General features: G+C 64.5%; 16 protein-coding genes. 5 read left to right on the top strand and 11 right to left on the bottom strand.

Annotation, left to right across the window (positions count from 1 at the left end; translation table 11 throughout):
- The first annotated feature begins 48 nt into the window (after positions 1 to 48).
- Positions 49 to 531, top strand: a complete 483-nt coding sequence (locus LG367_RS07080) for a glutathione peroxidase (protein WP_226468516.1) — start codon at positions 49 to 51, stop codon at positions 529 to 531.
- 759 nt (positions 532 to 1,290) lie between these two features.
- Here the strand turns inward: LG367_RS07080 and LG367_RS07075 are convergent.
- From LG367_RS07075 to LG367_RS07055, 5 genes are all read right to left on the bottom strand, one after another.
- Positions 1,291 to 2,085, bottom strand: a complete 795-nt coding sequence (locus LG367_RS07075) for a ferredoxin--NADP reductase (RefSeq protein WP_226468515.1) — start codon at positions 2,083 to 2,085, stop codon at positions 1,291 to 1,293.
- A gap of 37 nt (positions 2,086 to 2,122) precedes the next feature.
- On the bottom strand, positions 2,123 to 2,512 hold the full coding sequence (locus LG367_RS07070) for a hypothetical protein (RefSeq protein WP_226468514.1): 390 nt from the start codon (positions 2,510 to 2,512) through the stop codon (positions 2,123 to 2,125).
- Between the two features lie 137 nt (positions 2,513 to 2,649).
- Positions 2,650 to 3,534, bottom strand: a complete 885-nt coding sequence (locus LG367_RS07065; RefSeq protein ID WP_226468513.1) for a DUF4097 family beta strand repeat-containing protein — start codon at positions 3,532 to 3,534, stop codon at positions 2,650 to 2,652.
- Between the two features lie 48 nt (positions 3,535 to 3,582).
- The gene (locus tag LG367_RS07060; protein WP_226468512.1) at positions 3,583 to 4,149 is read right to left on the bottom strand and encodes a hypothetical protein; all 567 of its coding nucleotides are present in this window, start codon (positions 4,147 to 4,149) and stop codon (positions 3,583 to 3,585) included.
- The gene (locus tag LG367_RS07055; RefSeq protein WP_425490929.1) at positions 4,146 to 4,730 is read right to left on the bottom strand and encodes an RNA polymerase sigma factor; all 585 of its coding nucleotides are present in this window, start codon (positions 4,728 to 4,730) and stop codon (positions 4,146 to 4,148) included. The genes LG367_RS07060 and LG367_RS07055 overlap by 4 nt, the downstream gene beginning before the upstream one ends.
- Positions 4,731 to 4,873: 143 nt before the next feature.
- Here LG367_RS07055 and LG367_RS07050 point away from each other — a divergent pair, with 143 nt between their 5' ends.
- On the top strand, positions 4,874 to 5,425 hold the full coding sequence (locus LG367_RS07050; protein ID WP_226468510.1) for a DUF488 domain-containing protein: 552 nt from the start codon (positions 4,874 to 4,876) through the stop codon (positions 5,423 to 5,425).
- Between the two features lie 22 nt (positions 5,426 to 5,447).
- Here the strand turns inward: LG367_RS07050 and LG367_RS07045 are convergent, their stop codons facing one another.
- The gene (locus LG367_RS07045; protein WP_226468509.1) at positions 5,448 to 7,322 is read right to left on the bottom strand and encodes an ABC transporter ATP-binding protein; all 1,875 of its coding nucleotides are present in this window, start codon (positions 7,320 to 7,322) and stop codon (positions 5,448 to 5,450) included.
- Between the two features lie 124 nt (positions 7,323 to 7,446).
- Here LG367_RS07045 and LG367_RS07040 point away from each other — a divergent pair, with 124 nt between their 5' ends.
- Together LG367_RS07040 and LG367_RS07035 are read left to right on the top strand one after the other, a co-directional pair.
- Positions 7,447 to 8,967: a fumarate hydratase gene (locus LG367_RS07040; RefSeq protein WP_226468508.1), complete on the top strand. Its 1,521-nt coding sequence runs from the start codon at positions 7,447 to 7,449 to the stop codon at positions 8,965 to 8,967.
- 23 nt (positions 8,968 to 8,990) lie between these two features.
- The gene (locus tag LG367_RS07035) at positions 8,991 to 9,440 is read left to right on the top strand and encodes a CoA-binding protein (RefSeq protein WP_226468507.1); all 450 of its coding nucleotides are present in this window, start codon (positions 8,991 to 8,993) and stop codon (positions 9,438 to 9,440) included.
- Positions 9,441 to 9,486: 46 nt separating this feature from the next.
- Here LG367_RS07035 and LG367_RS07030 read toward each other — a convergent pair whose 3' ends face one another.
- Positions 9,487 to 10,203, bottom strand: coding sequence for an N-acyl homoserine lactonase family protein (locus LG367_RS07030; protein ID WP_226468506.1), 717 nt, complete (start codon positions 10,201 to 10,203; stop codon positions 9,487 to 9,489).
- Positions 10,204 to 10,546: 343 nt separating this feature from the next.
- On the opposite strand from LG367_RS07030, the gene LG367_RS07025 reads away from it, so the two are divergent.
- Positions 10,547 to 10,831 (top strand): winged helix-turn-helix transcriptional regulator, encoded by a 285-nt coding sequence (locus LG367_RS07025; RefSeq protein WP_343225834.1) that lies wholly within the window; start codon positions 10,547 to 10,549, stop codon positions 10,829 to 10,831.
- Positions 10,832 to 10,845: 14 nt separating this feature from the next.
- Here the strand turns inward: LG367_RS07025 and LG367_RS07020 are convergent, their stop codons facing one another.
- The 4 genes from LG367_RS07020 to LG367_RS07005 all read right to left on the bottom strand — a co-directional run bounded on the left by LG367_RS07020 (position 10,846) and on the right by LG367_RS07005 (position 15,150).
- Entirely contained in the window at positions 10,846 to 11,967 is a 1,122-nt protein-coding gene (locus tag LG367_RS07020) for a sterol desaturase family protein (protein WP_226468504.1), read from the bottom strand.
- 98 nt (positions 11,968 to 12,065) lie between these two features.
- Entirely contained in the window at positions 12,066 to 13,217 is a 1,152-nt protein-coding gene (locus tag LG367_RS07015; protein ID WP_425490935.1) for a phospholipase A, read from the bottom strand.
- An 11-nt stretch (positions 13,218 to 13,228) separates the two neighbouring features.
- Positions 13,229 to 14,539, bottom strand: coding sequence for a mechanosensitive ion channel domain-containing protein (locus tag LG367_RS07010; protein WP_226468502.1), 1,311 nt, complete (start codon positions 14,537 to 14,539; stop codon positions 13,229 to 13,231).
- A 110-nt stretch (positions 14,540 to 14,649) separates the two neighbouring features.
- On the bottom strand, positions 14,650 to 15,150 hold the full coding sequence (locus LG367_RS07005; protein WP_226468501.1) for a DUF456 domain-containing protein: 501 nt from the start codon (positions 15,148 to 15,150) through the stop codon (positions 14,650 to 14,652).
- Positions 15,151 to 15,197 lie beyond the last annotated feature (47 nt).

Here is a 15,197-nt window from a genome sequence, read left to right as displayed (position 1 = left end):
CACGGAGGCTTGTATTAAGATCGCCGTAACTTCTCAGGAATCTCCGCCATGACCACAGCCTACGATTTCAGCGCGAACGACATCGACGGCGGTCAGCAGGCGCTGTCCCAGTACGCCGGCAAAGTGTTGCTGATCGTCAACGTCGCCTCGAAATGCGGGTTCACGCCGCAGTACACGGGGCTGGAGAAGCTCTGGCAGACCTATCGCGATCGTGGCCTGGTGGTGATGGGCTTTCCCTGCGATCAGTTCGGTCATCAGGAACCCGGTGACGAGGCCGAGATCAAGAATTTCTGCTCGCTTACCTACGATGTCGACTTTCCGATGTTTTCCAAGGTTGATGTCAACGGTGGTGACGCGCATCCGCTGTGGAAGTGGTTGAAGGAAGAGAAGGGGGGCTTCCTTGGCATTGATGCGATCAAGTGGAACTTCACCAAGTTTCTTGTTGGTCGCGATGGGCGTGTGATCAAGCGGTATGCGCCGACGGATAAGCCGGAGTCGTTGGCGGCCGATATCGAAGCGGCGCTTGCTTGATTGTCGTCCCAGCGGAAGCTGGGATCCATTTTGCTGTTGCTGTTGCTTGTCATTCCCGCGAAAGCGGGAATCCAGCGTCTTTGCTCTTTAGCTCATGCTATTGAAAAGCAAAAGCGTTTCGTCCGCTACGCGGCCGAGTTCATTTCTTTTGATAAGCGTCAAAAGAAACGAACCAAAGAAAAACGCTTTCCCCGACAAGTCAGCCCCAGAGTTTCGTTGCTATCGGGATTTTTCGACTCGCCATCCATGGCTCGGTCGAAAAACGGCGCACATCCCTGTGCGCCCCCCTCCGGGTCTCCGGTTGTCTGGGCGTTCAAGCATCTTTAGAAGCGAAAGGCGAGGCAAAGCCGAGCAAGGCTTTTGCTCGTGTGCTGTTGCTGAGAACTTTGCGAGCCGCAATTGTCTCTAGACCCGAAGGGCGGCGGGCAGGATGCTCGCCGTTTTCCGACCGAGCCATGGATGGCGAGTCGGAAAATCCTGGGGCTCCATCCGCCATGGGATTGCTGTGTCGAGAAAAGCGCTTTTCTTTGGTTCGTTTCTTTGATTCGCGCCATCCATGGCGCTCACCCCTTCGGGGCCGGCTTCGCCGTTCGCACGCGCTCGTGCGCGTGCAGTGGCGCTTACCAAAAGAAATGAACTCGGCCGCGCAGCGGACGAAACGCTTTGGACTTTGACTTGGTCACGGCAGAAGTAGCAACAAAGGCAAAAGCCAAATGGATCCCAGCTTCCGCTGGGACGACAGGCAAAAAGCAAAACCGATTACTTCTCAACGAACGCCCGCTCAAACACGTACTGCCCTGGCGTGCCGATGCGCGGCGCGGCGGCGAAACCGCGGGCATCGAGCAGGGCACGGAAATCGGCCAGCATCTGCGGGCTGCCGCAGATCATGGCGCGGTCGTGTGCGGCGTCGAGCGGTTCCAGGCCGAGGTCTTCCATCATCCGGCCGCTGTCCATGAGTTCGGTGAGCCGGCCGCGGTGGTCGCGGCCCGCGAAGAGGAAATCCTCGCGCGTCACCGCCGGGTAGTAGAGCAGCTTCTGCGCGATCTGCTCGCCGAGCAGTTCGTGTCGCGGCAGTTCGTTGACGATGTAGTCGCGGTAGGCGAGGTCGGTGGCGCTGCGCACGCCGTGGCAGAGCACGACGCGCTCGAAGCGCTCGTAGGTCTCAGGATCCTTGATCACCGACAGCCACGGCGCGAAGCCGGTGCCCGTGCCGAGCAGGTACAGGTTGCGGCCGGGGTGCAGGTCGTGGATGAGCAGGGTGCCGGTCGGCTTGCGGCCGATCAGCACGCCGTCGCCGGGGCGGATGTCGCGCAGGCGCGAGGTCAGCGGCCCGTTCGGCACCTTGATGCTGAAGAACTCCAGTTGCTCTTCCCAGTTGGCGCTGGCGATCGAGTACGCGCGCAGCAGCGGGCGGCCCTCAATTTCGAGGCCGATCATCACGAACTGGCCGTTCTCGAAACGGAAGCCGTTGTCGCGAGTGGTGGTGAAGCTGAAGTAGTCGTCCGTCCAGTGACGGACGTCCAGCACCGTCTCGGTGCCAAACGCTGAGGACATGCGGGGGCGGTAACGAAGAAGCTTCCCCTATTGTACCTCATGGATGAGAACCGCTCTCATCTTTGGTGGCGATGATCGCCTGCGCCCGTTGCTGTGCGTGGCCGAGCCGCCAGGCCGTGCCGGCACGCAGGCTGTGGTAGCGGCAGACGTTGAAGCCGCGGACGATCAACTGGCGGTTGCCGGCGAAGGCGATGCGCAGGTCGCTCAGGCAGCCAGGCCCGGTCTCCATTTTTAACGTTTCGGCATCGCCGCCGCCGGAAAGCCCGCCTTCCACGATCGAAACCGATCGCCAATCGTTGCTGCCGGGCACGGCGCTGTGGACGGCGCTGATGCGGCGGGGGCCGTCGTTGACCAGGGTGAGGTGGCGCGGCGTCGCCGAAGCAGCCGCGGAACCGGCGAGCAGCAGACAGATCAGGACCGAACGCATGACATCCTCCAAGACGTGCGGACGAACGGGGCCGACGCGGCGGCACGCACCGCGCGGATTAAGAATCTGGAGGGAGCGAGCGGCGGTTCTGGCCGCTCGCGGGGATCAGTCGTTCAGTGCGGTTGCTCAGCGCGACGTCAGTACAGTTCCAGCTTGCCGTTGCCGGAGAAGGTCTGGATGCGGATCTCGCCGCTGCCGTCGCCATAACGCTGGTCGAAATCCGAACCCGGGCCGTATTGCGGGCGGCTGATGCGTGCGCCCGGTGCGGTCAGGTCGCCGCTGAAACTCTTGCCGTTGACGCGGGCCGACAACGATTTAGGCATGACGATCTTGATGTCGCCGCTGGTCGTCTCGGCATTGATCCTGCCGCCATCGGCCAGATTGCCGCGAACCATGATGTTGCCGGAGATGCTGTTGGCGGTCAGGTCGCGCACGCGTTTGTCGCGCGTGTCGATGTTGAGTTCGCCGGAGACGACTTCACCCTTGATGGAGCCATCGAGACGGCCGCGCAACGAGAGGTCTCCGCTCACCGACTGCACGCAGACATCGGTGCTGTTGAGCGTCGCCACCACATCGCCGCTGACGCTCTGGATGTCGGCCCGCCCAGGCGCCCCGACGACGGTGATATCGCCGCTGACGCTGTCGATATCGAGCTTGGCGCCGGCGGTGCCGGTGACGTCGATGTCGGCCGAGACGCCCTCGATGGACAGGCTGGCCAGGGTTGGCACCTGCAGGATGAGGGTCGTGGGTTCGGTATTGTTGCTGTTGCGCGGATATTTGACCCTGATGTCGAGCTGGCGACTGTCGCCTTCGACTTCGAATCGCTCCACGCCGTTGCCGAGACTGCCGCCGATGTGGACCTGCGGCTTGTCCCACACGCGCACTTCGATGCGGCCACTGATGTTCTTGACGTTGACCGTGCCGCGCGCATCGAGCGGACGGGTTTCGTCGATGGGCTTCGCGGCCGAGGCGGGGAATGCGAGGCCGATCAGCAGGGACAGCGTGAGGATTTGCAGTTTCATGAAGTACTCCGGAAGGTCCTGATCAGCCAGTGTGGTCAGCCAATGGGGTTAGCTCATGGCGAAGCGCTGGGTGAGCGCGAGCCGTTGCGTGTAAAGCTTCTGCAGTTGCCTGAGAAGGAAGCTGGAATCGGGATCGTGCGTCAGCGCTTCGCGCACTTGCTCGACACCCGTGTCCAGCTCGCGCAAGGCGTCGGCGTGCGCGGTGACGGGGCGCCCGTGAGCGTCGATCTCGCGCAGCGCGGTCTGGTATTGCTGGGTCATCGCGGCGGCTTCGCGGGAAATCGTGTTCGCGGCGACGTCGTTGGAACCGGCAGGCACCGGCGCGGTGACCGACGCCGGGCGCAACTGCCAGGCCAGCGCGAAGGCGAGCCCGATCGAGGCGGCCATCGCCATCCAGCGCAGGCGGCGTGAAGGCCGGGGCAGGGCGAGCGTCGGCGCGGGCTGCGTGCTCTCCGGCCCGGCGGCGATGCGTTCGGCGATGCCGGCCCACAGGTCGCGCTGCGGCGCGACGTCTTCGCGCAGGCCACGCAACTGCCAGCGCAGGGCATCGGGCATCTCGTCGGCGCTGTCGATCGCGCGCTCTTGATCGTTCGGGGACGTGTCGTTCGGAATCATGCTTCACCTCCAAGCCGCGCGCGCAGCAAAGTGCGGGCGCGGTGCAACTGTGCCTTCGAACTGCCGACGGCCATGCTCAGTTCGACGGCGATTTCCTCGTGTTTCCATCCTTCCACATCGTGCAGCACCAGCACGGCGCGTGCTCGTGGCGGCAGCGAGGCGACCACGCGCTCCAGGTCGGTCGACAGCGCCGTGGTGTGGCCGGCCGAATCGATGCTGCCGACGCTGTCGTAGGCGTCATCCGCATCCATCAGCGGCTGGCCGCGGCGTGAGCGCAGTTCCATCAGAGCCGTGTTCACCGCCAGCCGGTACAGCCAGGTGCCGAAGGCGCTTTCGAAACGGTACGACGGCAGCGCTTGCCAGGCCCGCACGAAGGCGTCCTGGGTCAGGTCCTCGGCGCGGCCGTGCTGGCCGCCGACCAGGCGCAGGATCACGCCGTGCACCCGCCCGGCATGCCGCCGGTACAGGGCTTCGAAGGCTCCCATGTCCCCGCCGCGCGCCACGCGGACCAGGGCGGCGTCGGCATCCTCGGCAGGCGCGTCCAGCGAAATCGCGGGCATGGGTTCGGTCATCGCGGCCATCAACATGATCAATCGGATGCTACGGGGCGGGGGAAGGTTTAAAACAGTGCCGAACGGGCCGCAGGCCGCGTGCAAGTGACTGGCAGCGTGACGGCCGAAACTGCGTTCTCATCCCGCGAGAGCCTTCGGGATTAGGCTATGGCATGCCCCCGGGAACGCTCTGGACCATCGGCCACTCCACCCGCGACTGGCCCGTTTTCGTCGACATGCTGCGGGATGCCGGCATCGCGACACTGGCCGATGTGCGCCGTTTCGCGGGCTCGCGCCGCAATCCACAATACGCGGGGGCGGCCATGGCGCAGGCCCTGCGCGAGGTCGGGATCGAATACGTGGCGATGCCGGAACTGGGCGGACGGCGCGAGCCGGTCGCGGACTCCGTCAACGACGCCTGGCGTGTCGCCGCCTTCCGCGGCTATGCCGACTACATGGCGACGCCCGCGTTCGCGCACGCTCGCGAACGCTTGATGAAGATCGCCACACGTTCCCGTTGCGCGGTGATGTGCGCCGAGGCGGTATGGTGGCGCTGCCATCGGCGGTTGATCTCGGATGATTTCATCGTCCGCGGTTGGGAAGTCGTGCACCTGCTGGCGCATGGGGAAACGCAGCCGCATCCCTTGCACGAAAACGCGCGCCTGATCGACGGGGTGCTGCGCTATCCGGCCGCCGCGGCGTCGCAACAAGGATTGTTCGACTAGCAGTGCAGGTGCAAGAAGCCGGTCAGCGATAGCCCGCGGCCTGCAATTCGAACAATTCGGCATAACGCCCGCCCTGTGCCATCAGCTCGGCATGCGTGCCGCTGGCCTCGATGCGCCCCTGTTCCAGCACCAGGATGCGATCGGCCATGCGCACGCTGGAGAAGCGGTGCGAGATCAGCACGGCGGTCTTGTCGTCCGAGAGTTCCTTGAAGCGCTGGAACACCTCGAATTCGCTGCGCGCGTCGAGCGCGGCCGTCGGTTCGTCGAGGATCAGCAACTGCGCATCGCGCATGTAGGCGCGGGCGATGGCGATCTTCTGCCATTCGCCGCCGGACAGGTCCACGCCGTCCTTGAACAGCTTGCCGAGCATCTGGTCGTAGCCGCCGGGCAGGCGTTCGATCACCTCGTCGGCGACGCTGCGCCGTGCCGCCTCGCGAATGCGCGAATCGTCCTCGCGCGCGTCGATGCTGCCGACGGCAATGTTGTCCGAAGCGGTGAGGAAGTAGCGCACGAAATCCTGGAAGATCACGCCGATGTTGGCGCGCAGTTCGTCCAGGTCGTATTCGTCGAGTGGATGGCCGTCGAGCAGGATGCGGCCTTCGTCCGGGTCGTACAGGCGTGCCAGCAGTTTCACCAGCGTGGTCTTGCCGGCGCCGTTCTCGCCGACCAGGGCCAGCACCTCGCCGGCGTGCAGGGTGAAATCGAGATGGCGCACCGCCCAGCGCTGCGCGCCGGGATAGCGGAAACCCACGTTCTCGAAACGGAGACCTTCCCGGATCGGTTTCGGAAATGGCCGCGGATGCGCCGGCGAGAAGATTTCCGGCCGGATGCGGAAGAACGAGAACAGATCGTCGAGATACAACGCCTGTCCGGCTACCTGCGAGAACCCGGTCAGCAGGTTTTCCAGCAGGCCGCGCAGGCGCCGGAACGAGGCTGACAGGAAGGTCAGATCGCCGATGCTGAATTCCCCATGCACCGTGCGCCAGGCGATGAATCCGTAGGCGGCGTAGTAACCGAGCGTGCCGATGGTGGTGAACAGGCCGCCCCAGCCGGCACGGCGCAGCGCGACGCTGCGATTCGCGCGATAGATCAACCATGACAGCGTGTGGAAGCGCTCGATCAGGAAGCGGTTCAACCCGAAGCTCTTCACCTCCTTGGCGGAGGTGGCGCTGGCGCCAAGCATGCGCACGTAGTCCAGCTCGCGCCGTTCCGGCGTGGAATGGAAGTTCACCGCGTAGCTCTGCGCGTTGAAATGCATCTCGCCGATGAAGGCCGGCAGCAGCGCGATCAGCAGCAGCACGATCAGCCAGGGCGCGTACACCAGCAGGCCGACGACGAAACTGAGGATGGTGACGATGTCCTGCGCCTGGCCCAGCAGTTGCGACAGCAGCGGACTGCGCCCGGCGATCTGACGGCGCGCACGGTCGAGTTTGTCCTGCAGATCGGCGTCTTCGAAATCCTCCAGGTCGAGCGAGGCCGCGTGTTCCATCAGCCGCACGCTGGTGCTGTTGGAGTACAGCTCCGAGAGCAGCGAATCGACCAGGCCGACCACGCGGCCGAGCAGGTCGGAGCCGATCGCCAGGGCGAATTCCAGCGCCAGCAGCCCGAACAGGTGATCGAGCGTGCCGGCATGCCACATCTCCGCCAGCGATGCCTTGGCCGTGCCCAGCGCCACCAGGCGCACGGCCTCGTCCACGATCAATTTGCCGACGTACAGCGTCGCCACCGGGAGCAGGGCGCGCACCAGGCGCAGGCCGATGCTGGAGAGCGTGAGCGTCCGGCTGGTCTCCCAGATGCTGCGCAGGAACGGCGGCAGGTTGCGCAGGGCCGCGAAACGCTGGCGAAGATTCAACTTCGGCGGCTCATGGCTGCGCATGCGCCAGTAGGGGCTCGACATTCGCGACTTTCGGGCAGGCGGGGCCGGAAGCATGCCATGCACCGGCGGGACGTGGCGTTCCGTGCCGCTGCGCCGGCGCTCCGCGCGGTAAAATGTGGTCCCCCCGCAAGCCCTCGAGCCAGCCTTGACCACGATCCGACAGGACGATCTGATCCAGAGCGTCGCCGACGCCCTGCAGTACATCAGCTACTACCACCCGGTCGACTACATCAAGAATCTCGCCGCCGCCTACGAGCGCGAGCAGTCACCCGCGGCCAAGGACGCGATGGCGCAGATCCTGATCAATTCGCGCATGTGCGCCGAAGGCCATCGCCCGATTTGCCAGGACACCGGCATCGTCACCGTGTTCCTGAAGATCGGCATGGACGTGCGCTGGGACGGCGCGACGATGGGCGTGGAGGACATGGTCAACGAGGGCGTGCGCCGCGCCTATCTGCATCCGGACAACAAGCTGCGCGCCAGCGTGCTGCGCGATCCGGTCGGCGGCCGCAAGAACACCGGCGACAACACGCCGGCGGTGGTCAATATTTCCGTGGTCCCCGGCAGCACGGTCGACATGATCGTCGCGGCCAAGGGCGGCGGTTCCGAGGCGAAGTCGAAGTTCGCGATGCTCAATCCCTCGGACTCCGTCGTCGATTGGGTGTTGAAGACGGTGCCGACCATGGGCGCCGGCTGGTGTCCGCCCGGCATGCTCGGCATCGGCATCGGCGGCACCGCCGAGAAGGCGATGCTGCTGGCGAAGGAAGCGCTGATGGAGCCGATCGACATCGTCGATCTGCAGGCGCGCGGGCCGTCGAACCGGCTGGAGGAATTGCGTCTTGAGTTGTACGAGAAGGTCAACGCGCTCGGCATCGGCGCGCAGGGCCTGGGTGGCCTGACCACCGTGCTCGACATCAAGATCAAGGACTATCCGACGCATGCCGCCAATCTGCCGGTGGCGATGATTCCGAACTGCGCCGCCACGCGCCACGCGCATTTCGTGCTTGATGGCAGCGGGCCGGTGATGCTCGACCCGCCTTCGCTGGAAGACTGGCCGAAGCTCACCTACGATGCCTCGAAAGGCCGCCGCGTGAATCTGGACACGGTGACGCGCGAGGAAGTCGCCTCGTGGAAGCCGGGCGAGGTGCTGCTGCTCAACGGCAAGCTGCTCACCGGCCGCGACGCCGCGCACAAGCGCATGGTCGACATGCTCAACAAGGGCGAGACGCTGCCGGTCGATTTCAAGGGCCGCTTCATCTACTACGTCGGCCCGGTCGATCCGGTGCGCGACGAAGCCGTCGGCCCGGCCGGCCCGACCACCGCCACGCGCATGGACAAGTTCACCGAACAGGTGCTCAGCCAGACCGGCCTGCTCGGCATGGTCGGCAAGGCCGAACGCGGACCGACGGCGATCGAGGCGATTCGCAAGCATCAGTCGGTGTATCTGATGGCCGTGGGCGGCGCTGCCTATCTGGTGTCGAAGGCGATCAAGGCCGCGCGCGTGCTCGCCTTCGAGGACCTCGGCATGGAGGCGATCTACGAATTCACCGTGCAGGACATGCCGGTGACCGTCGCCGTGGACTCGAGCGGTGAGTCGGTGCATCGCACGGGCCCGCGCGAATGGCAGGCACGGATCGGTAAGATTCCCGTGGTCGAGATTGCCTGATCAAGGCCGCCTGAGGAGGCAGCGTGATATTCAAGTGCGGCAAGCTGTTGACCGACCATCGCGATTTCGATCGCGTCATCGGCGCGCTGCGCCGCATCGCGGTGCTGGGCATCAAGCCCGAGGACCGTGCCGACCGGCCCGCGCACATCGTGCCTTCGTATCTGCGCCGCGTCGGCTACGAGATCCTGCCGGTACCGGTGTACTACCCGGACATCCAACGCATCTTCGACAGACCGGTGTACCGCAGCGTGGCGGCCATTCCCGGCCGCGTCGATCTGGTGAACGTGTTCCGCAAGCCGGAGGATCTGTCGGCGCACCTGGACGACCTGGTCAAGGCGCGGCCGCGTGTCGTCTGGATGCAGACGGGCATCCGCAACGACGAGTTCGCCGAGAAGCTCATTGCCTCCGGAATCGACGTGGTACAGGACCAGTGCCTGATGGTCGAGGACCGGCGCTGGCGCAGCTCGCGCTGAAGCACGTCATTCCCGTGACCGATGCGGGAATGACGGATGAGACGCCTCAATCGAGATAAGCCGGAAATTTCGGCAACGCCGCGAAGTCTTCCGGCGAGTGCTGGATGACCAGTCGCGCATGGCGATCGGCCAACAGCTTCTCGATGCGATCGAACGACGCCAGCGTCTCGGCACGGCTGTAGTTGTATGGCGGCACCAGATGCTTCGCATGGTTGAGATGGGTGTGATACAGGTCGCCGGAGAGGATCACGGTGCCGGCATTCGCCAGTTTCAGGATCAGCGCGGCATGGCCGGCGGTATGCCCTGGTGCGCGCAGGATGCGCACGCTGCCATCGCCAAAGACGTCGTGATCGTTGTCTCCCAGCCACTCCACCTTGGCGTCGCGATAGCCGGAGAACAGGTCGGGAACGATACCGGCAGCAGAAGCATCCGTCGTGGCCCAGGCCACTTCCTTGCGATTCAACAGCCAGGTCGAATGCTTGAACAGGTGCGAGTTGCCGACGTGGTCGAGATGCAGGTGCGAGATGCCGAGGAATTCGATGTCATCCGGCGTCAGCTTCAGTTCGCTCAGTTGCGAGATCAGCGTGGTCTTGATCGTGGCTTTGACGCCGAGCGGGGCATAGAGGGCGTCGAGTTTCGGGCCGGCCAGATCATCGCCGAGGCCGGCATCCCAGATCAGATCGCCTTTCGGGTGCCGGATCAGGAAGCAGGGGACGGCCATCTCGCCTTGCTGGCCGTCGAACTCGCCGGTGTCGGAAAACATGGCCATGTCCTTAAAGGAAAGATGGCCGCAGTCGATCGCATACAGGCGCACGGAAGTGACCGGGGACGCTACTGATTTGGCGCCGAAGGCGGTCGTCGCCATCGAGCAGGCAAGGAGTAGCAGGGACGCCGCGAGGCGGCGCCAGAGGGAAGCAGGGGAGCGGAACATGGGAATCTCGAATAAAGACGGTATTCGTCGAGAGGCGATGTTAGGCTTGCCCCCGATGTGCGCAAGTACGCACTATTTCTGTATGTAGTATCAAAAAGTATACCTGTCAGGACTCCGCCCCATGCTCACACCGAGTGCCCTAGATGGAAGAAAACGTTGTGCCGTCGAAGCGGCCATGGACGTCATCAACGGCAAATGGAAGGTGATGATCCTCTACCACCTGATGCTCACCGGGATGCAGCGTTTCAACGGACTCAAGCGACGCCTGCCCGGCGTGACACAGCGGATGCTGACCAAGCAGCTGCGCGAGCTGGAAGAGGAAGGTTTGATCACCCGCACGGTCTACGCCGAAGTGCCGCCGCGCGTGGAATACAGACTCACACCGGACGGCGAGGAACTGCGCCCGGCGATCGACGCATTGCGTGAGTGGGGCATCCGCCGAGGATTGGACGGCGGCTGACAGCGTGCGCGCCGTCAGGAGACGTAGTCGTCGTAAGTCTTCCGCTTCAGGAAAGGCATCAGATGTTGCTTCACGATGCCGTGAGGCACGGTTTCGAGTTTCATCACGCCGTATTCCTGCGGCCAGGCGCTCTGGTCGCGCGGTAGCTTGAACGTGCCCATCAGCATGTCCACCAGCGGCAGGTGGATCGCGTAGTTCACGTCGATGTACTCGTACTGCCGCGCGTGGTGCCAGTGGTGGTAGCGGGGCAGCACGATCAGATATTCCAACCAACCGAAGCGGATGCCGAGATTGGCATGCGCGAGCACGGCCTGCAGCCCGACCAGGATCACGTAGGCGTTCACCGCCGATGCCGAGAAGCCGAGAATCAGCAACGGCAGCAGCACGGCGCTGCGCGTGAGCACGATCTCGACGAAGTGGATGCGCGAGCCGGCTAGCCAGTCCATTTCCCGGCTGGAATGGTGCACGGCGTGGAAACGCCAGAGCCAGGGAATGTTGTGATAGGCGCGGTGCAGCAGTGCCTGCGCCATGTCGGCGACGAAGACGGCGATCAGGAATTGCGCCCAGACCGGCAGCGACTGGATCGCCGCTTTCAGGCTCGGGAAAGCGGCCAGTCCGGCGATGGTCGAGGTGGAGGCGGTCACCAGGATCAGGATGAACTGCACCAGCACGTGGCTCATGAAGAAATAGGCCACATCGGTGCGCCAGCCTGGCCGCAGCGGCGAGATCGCGCGCTGCCCGAGATAGCGTTCCAGCGGCACGAACACCAGCGCCGAGAAGAACAGCGAGATCACGAACCAGTCCAGCCCGAGCGAATAGGGCGTCTCGCCGATGGCATCGAACTGCACGTTGGTGCCGCCGAGCAGCACCGCCAATGTCGCGCCACCGACGCCGATCAGGGCGATGCGCTTGTTGCGGTCGCGCAGGATCGCCAATGTGCCGAGGATGAAGGCCGCGACCAGGCCCACCAGCAGCAGATGGCGCGCGAAGGTCTCGTTGTAGACGGCGCGGAATTCCTTGCTCGTCAGCAGTTCGGGGAAGTGGAAACACAGCACCGCCATCAGGCTCAACAGGCCGAGCAGGGCGGAGGCGTAGGCGAAAAAGGAGCGGTGCTTGCGAGGCGTGGCTGACGTCATTGTCTGCGAGTGTCGTGCCGCCGGGCCGGCGGCGCCGACAGCATAGCCGAACGGCGGCGCTTCACGCGGCGATGCCCAACGGCGGAGCTAGGCCGCCGTCAGTACCACTCCATCAGGGACACGCCCAGGCCGATGTAGGTGGCCCGGTGGTTGTAGTCGATCAGGCTTTCGCCGTAGCCGTCGAAGATCTGCAGATGGCCGCGCAACTGGTTATGGATCGGGAATCCCCAGTCGAACTGCAACGCACCATGCGACCGGTCGCCACCGCGGAACGAATGCCGTCCCATCAGCGACAACTGGTGCTGCCCGATGGTATGGACGATGGTGACGTCGCCGCGTCCCATGTAGTCGGAGATGTCGGGGTTGTCATCGTCCTTGCGCTCCTCCGAAACACGGATCCAGGGCCGCGCCATGATCGCCCAGTTGTCGCGATCGAAGCCGAAGTTGAACATGATCCGGTTCCAACTACGCGAAAGCGGATCGGCGCGTCCGTTGGACTGGTGGTTCAGGCCGATCGCGCTCATGCGTCCCTTCCAGCCGCCGAAGCTGTAATTGTTGCGGAACACCAGCAGCACTTCCGGCTCGTAGTTGGTCTCGCGGAACGGGCGCGATGCATCGGCGTTGTAGACCTGCCAGCGCGAGCTCTGCGTGTAGCCCATCCACAGGTCGCCGTTGTCGCCGAACAGATTCTCCAGCGCCTTGGTCTTGAAGCTGAGCTGGAATTTCGTCTCGTAGGCGTCGAGGTTCTGCGGTGTGGTGACGGTGTTCAGCGGATTGGGCGAATGCGGCATCTCGTTCTGGTTGCTGCTCCAGAACACAGGAAGCAGATACACCGGCTTGTAGGCGCGGAAGTTGAAAGTGCCGAGCTTCGAGTCCTTCGCCAGTTCCCAGCGGCTGTCGAGCAGCGAGCCCTTGCCGGCGTTGGCGAGGGCGTTCTCCTCTGGCTCTGAGGTGTACACGTCACTGAAGGCACGCTTGGCGCGCTCGCCGCGCGACAACGCGGTGCGTTCCGCATCGCTGGCGGCTTCCCGTTGCTGTCTCGCGGCCTCGGCGGCGGCATCGGCCTGGGCCGGGCTCAGCGTCTTGCGTCCGGTCGCGGCGTCGTAGCAGGCCAGGCGCGTGGCGTCGTTCTCGATCGCGGTGCATGCGTTCACATCACCGACGGCCGGTGCCGTCTGCGCGAGTGCGTCCGCACCGAACAGGAGCAGGCCGGATAAGGGCAGGCCGGTGAGAAGGAAAGGGGTGGTTATCCTGGCATTGTTCATGCGGGGGGATCTCCGGTTTCGAGCATGTTGCGGCCCTGGTCGGCGCGTTGCGCGGCAGCCAGCTGGACGTCGATGTCGGTGTTGACCGAGGTGTCGATGTTCTTGTCGTGCACTGGTTCCAGGGGCGCGCGCGCTTCGTCTTCCGTGCCGCGCTCGCGCGAGGTGACGACGTGATAGACCGTGCGCGGCGATTCGATGTCCGCATGCGCGTAGGCGGCCTTCACCGCGCGGATCGCTTCGCCGCGCACCTTGCCGAGATCACTCGCGCGCTGGTCGACCCAGCCGTAATAACGCAGGCCGATGCCGCCGGGCGTGTAGTCGACCACCACCCAGGATGGCGCGGGATCGGCGAGAACGCCCTCGACCTTCGCCACCGCCTCGATGCCCAGCATCTGCGCGTCGCGGATCGACTGGGCGCCATCGATGGTGATCACGAACTCGAAGCGTCGTTTGGGGTTCTGGGAGTAGTTCAGCAGCACCGATTTGAATACCAGCGCGTTCGGCAGGCGCAGTTCATTGCCGTCCAGCGTCATCAGCAGCGTCGTGCGCGAGGTCAGCGCCACGATCTTGCCTTCATAGTTGTCGATCTTGACGTGCTCGCCGGGCGAGAACGGTCGCTGCACGCTCAGCAGCACGCCGGCGATGTAATTCTCGGCGATGTCCTTGAAGGCGAAGCCGAGTGCCAGGCCGACCACGCCCGCCGATCCCAGTACCGCACCGACCAGCGAAGTCGCGCCGAGCAGATCGAGCGCGAGCAGCACGCCGATCAGCACGATCACCGTCTGCACGGTGCGGCGCACCAAAGTGTCCATGTAGGGATTCTTGCTGCGCAGCCGCAACCAGTGCAGGCGGCGGGCGAAGAAGCCGCCCAGCCACACCGCCAGCAGGACGATCAGCGCGGCGAAGAACAGCAATGGCAGCGATGTCAGCAACTTGAACAGCTTGTTCGTCACTTGCTCGTAGGCGACGTTGAAGCGGTTGCGGAGATTGCTGTCGAGCGCGATCGCATTCTCGACCGACGTCACGCCGGGCACCGCAGTGGCGATGTCGGCGGCTTGTTTGCGCTGCTCGAATTCAAGCACGGTGCCGCCGAGCTGCACCACGCCGCCTTCCACGCTCGCGGTGACGTTCTTCAGGCCTTCGACCGTGGCCAGCTTGGCTTGCACGCTCTTGCCGATCTTCGTATCGGCGGCGGCCGCGGGGTTGACGGCTGTGGGATTGGCGGCAGCCACGGCGGGCAACGCTGCCGCCAGCGACATGAGGCAGATCAGCAGGACAGGAAATAGGCGTTTGTGCAGCAAGCTCATCGGATGATGCGGGTGGGATAGGGCAAAAGGAGGCGCCAGTCTACCTGTCCGACATGTACCGATGCCGCAGCGACGCGCTTGCGCGCGCCTACGCGGGCGTAACGCGTGCTTCAGAGAAACCAGGCCCATGCGAACAGCCCCAGCATCGTGCAGGCAAGCGCGATTTTCAGCGCGATGCCGAGCGCGATGCCCAGCCATGTGCCGAAACCGACCTTCGCCGCCTGTCCGACGCGTTTCGAATCGATGCTGCGCCCATGCCAGAGCTCGCCCAATGCCGCGCCGGCGAATGGTCCGACGAACAGACCGATCGGTCCGAAGAACAAACCCGCGAACGTGCCCAGCACGGCGCCCAGCAATGCCTTGCGACTGGCGCCGACGCGTTTCGCGCCGATCGCCGTCGCCCAGAAATCGATGCCGACCGAGATCAGCGTCAACACGCCGAGGATCACGATCCACCACCACTGCACGCGCTCGAATCCATCCGCGGCGGCGGCCAGCAACATGCCGGCGAAGATCAAGGGAACACCGGGCAGGGCCGGCAACACGATGCCGATCAGGCCCAACAACACCATCGCGGCGGCGATCACGTACCAAGCGGCATGCGGGTCCATCTTGATCCTGCTCCTGAGGATGAGAGAGGGCACGTCGTCACGAGGGC

This window comes from Luteimonas panaciterrae (assembly GCF_020511115.1).
Lineage (GTDB): Bacteria > Pseudomonadota > Gammaproteobacteria > Xanthomonadales > Xanthomonadaceae > Luteimonas > Luteimonas panaciterrae.
The sequence above is the reverse complement of the archived record's forward strand: the minus strand, read 5'-3'. Positions and strand labels throughout refer to the sequence as shown.

Coding starts and splice junctions, on each gene's coding strand:
- LG367_RS07080 (WP_226468516.1), top strand. CDS start 49: ATGACCACAGCCTACGATTTCAGCGCGAACGACATCGACGGCGGTCAG.
- LG367_RS07075 (WP_226468515.1), bottom strand. CDS start 2,085: ATGTCCTCAGCGTTTGGCACCGAGACGGTGCTGGACGTCCGTCACTGG.
- LG367_RS07070 (WP_226468514.1), bottom strand. CDS start 2,512: ATGCGTTCGGTCCTGATCTGTCTGCTGCTCGCCGGTTCCGCGGCTGCT.
- LG367_RS07065 (WP_226468513.1), bottom strand. CDS start 3,534: ATGAAACTGCAAATCCTCACGCTGTCCCTGCTGATCGGCCTCGCATTC.
- LG367_RS07060 (WP_226468512.1), bottom strand. CDS start 4,149: ATGATTCCGAACGACACGTCCCCGAACGATCAAGAGCGCGCGATCGAC.
- LG367_RS07055 (WP_425490929.1), bottom strand. CDS start 4,730: ATGGCCGCGATGACCGAACCCATGCCCGCGATTTCGCTGGACGCGCCT.
- LG367_RS07050 (WP_226468510.1), top strand. CDS start 4,874: ATGCCCCCGGGAACGCTCTGGACCATCGGCCACTCCACCCGCGACTGG.
- LG367_RS07045 (WP_226468509.1), bottom strand. CDS start 7,322: ATGTCGAGCCCCTACTGGCGCATGCGCAGCCATGAGCCGCCGAAGTTG.
- LG367_RS07030 (WP_226468506.1), bottom strand. CDS start 10,203: ATGTTTTCCGACACCGGCGAGTTCGACGGCCAGCAAGGCGAGATGGCC.
- LG367_RS07025 (WP_343225834.1), top strand. CDS start 10,547: ATGGACGTCATCAACGGCAAATGGAAGGTGATGATCCTCTACCACCTG.
- LG367_RS07020 (WP_226468504.1), bottom strand. CDS start 11,967: ATGACGTCAGCCACGCCTCGCAAGCACCGCTCCTTTTTCGCCTACGCC.
- LG367_RS07010 (WP_226468502.1), bottom strand. CDS start 14,539: ATGAGCTTGCTGCACAAACGCCTATTTCCTGTCCTGCTGATCTGCCTC.
- LG367_RS07005 (WP_226468501.1), bottom strand. CDS start 15,150: ATGGACCCGCATGCCGCTTGGTACGTGATCGCCGCCGCGATGGTGTTG.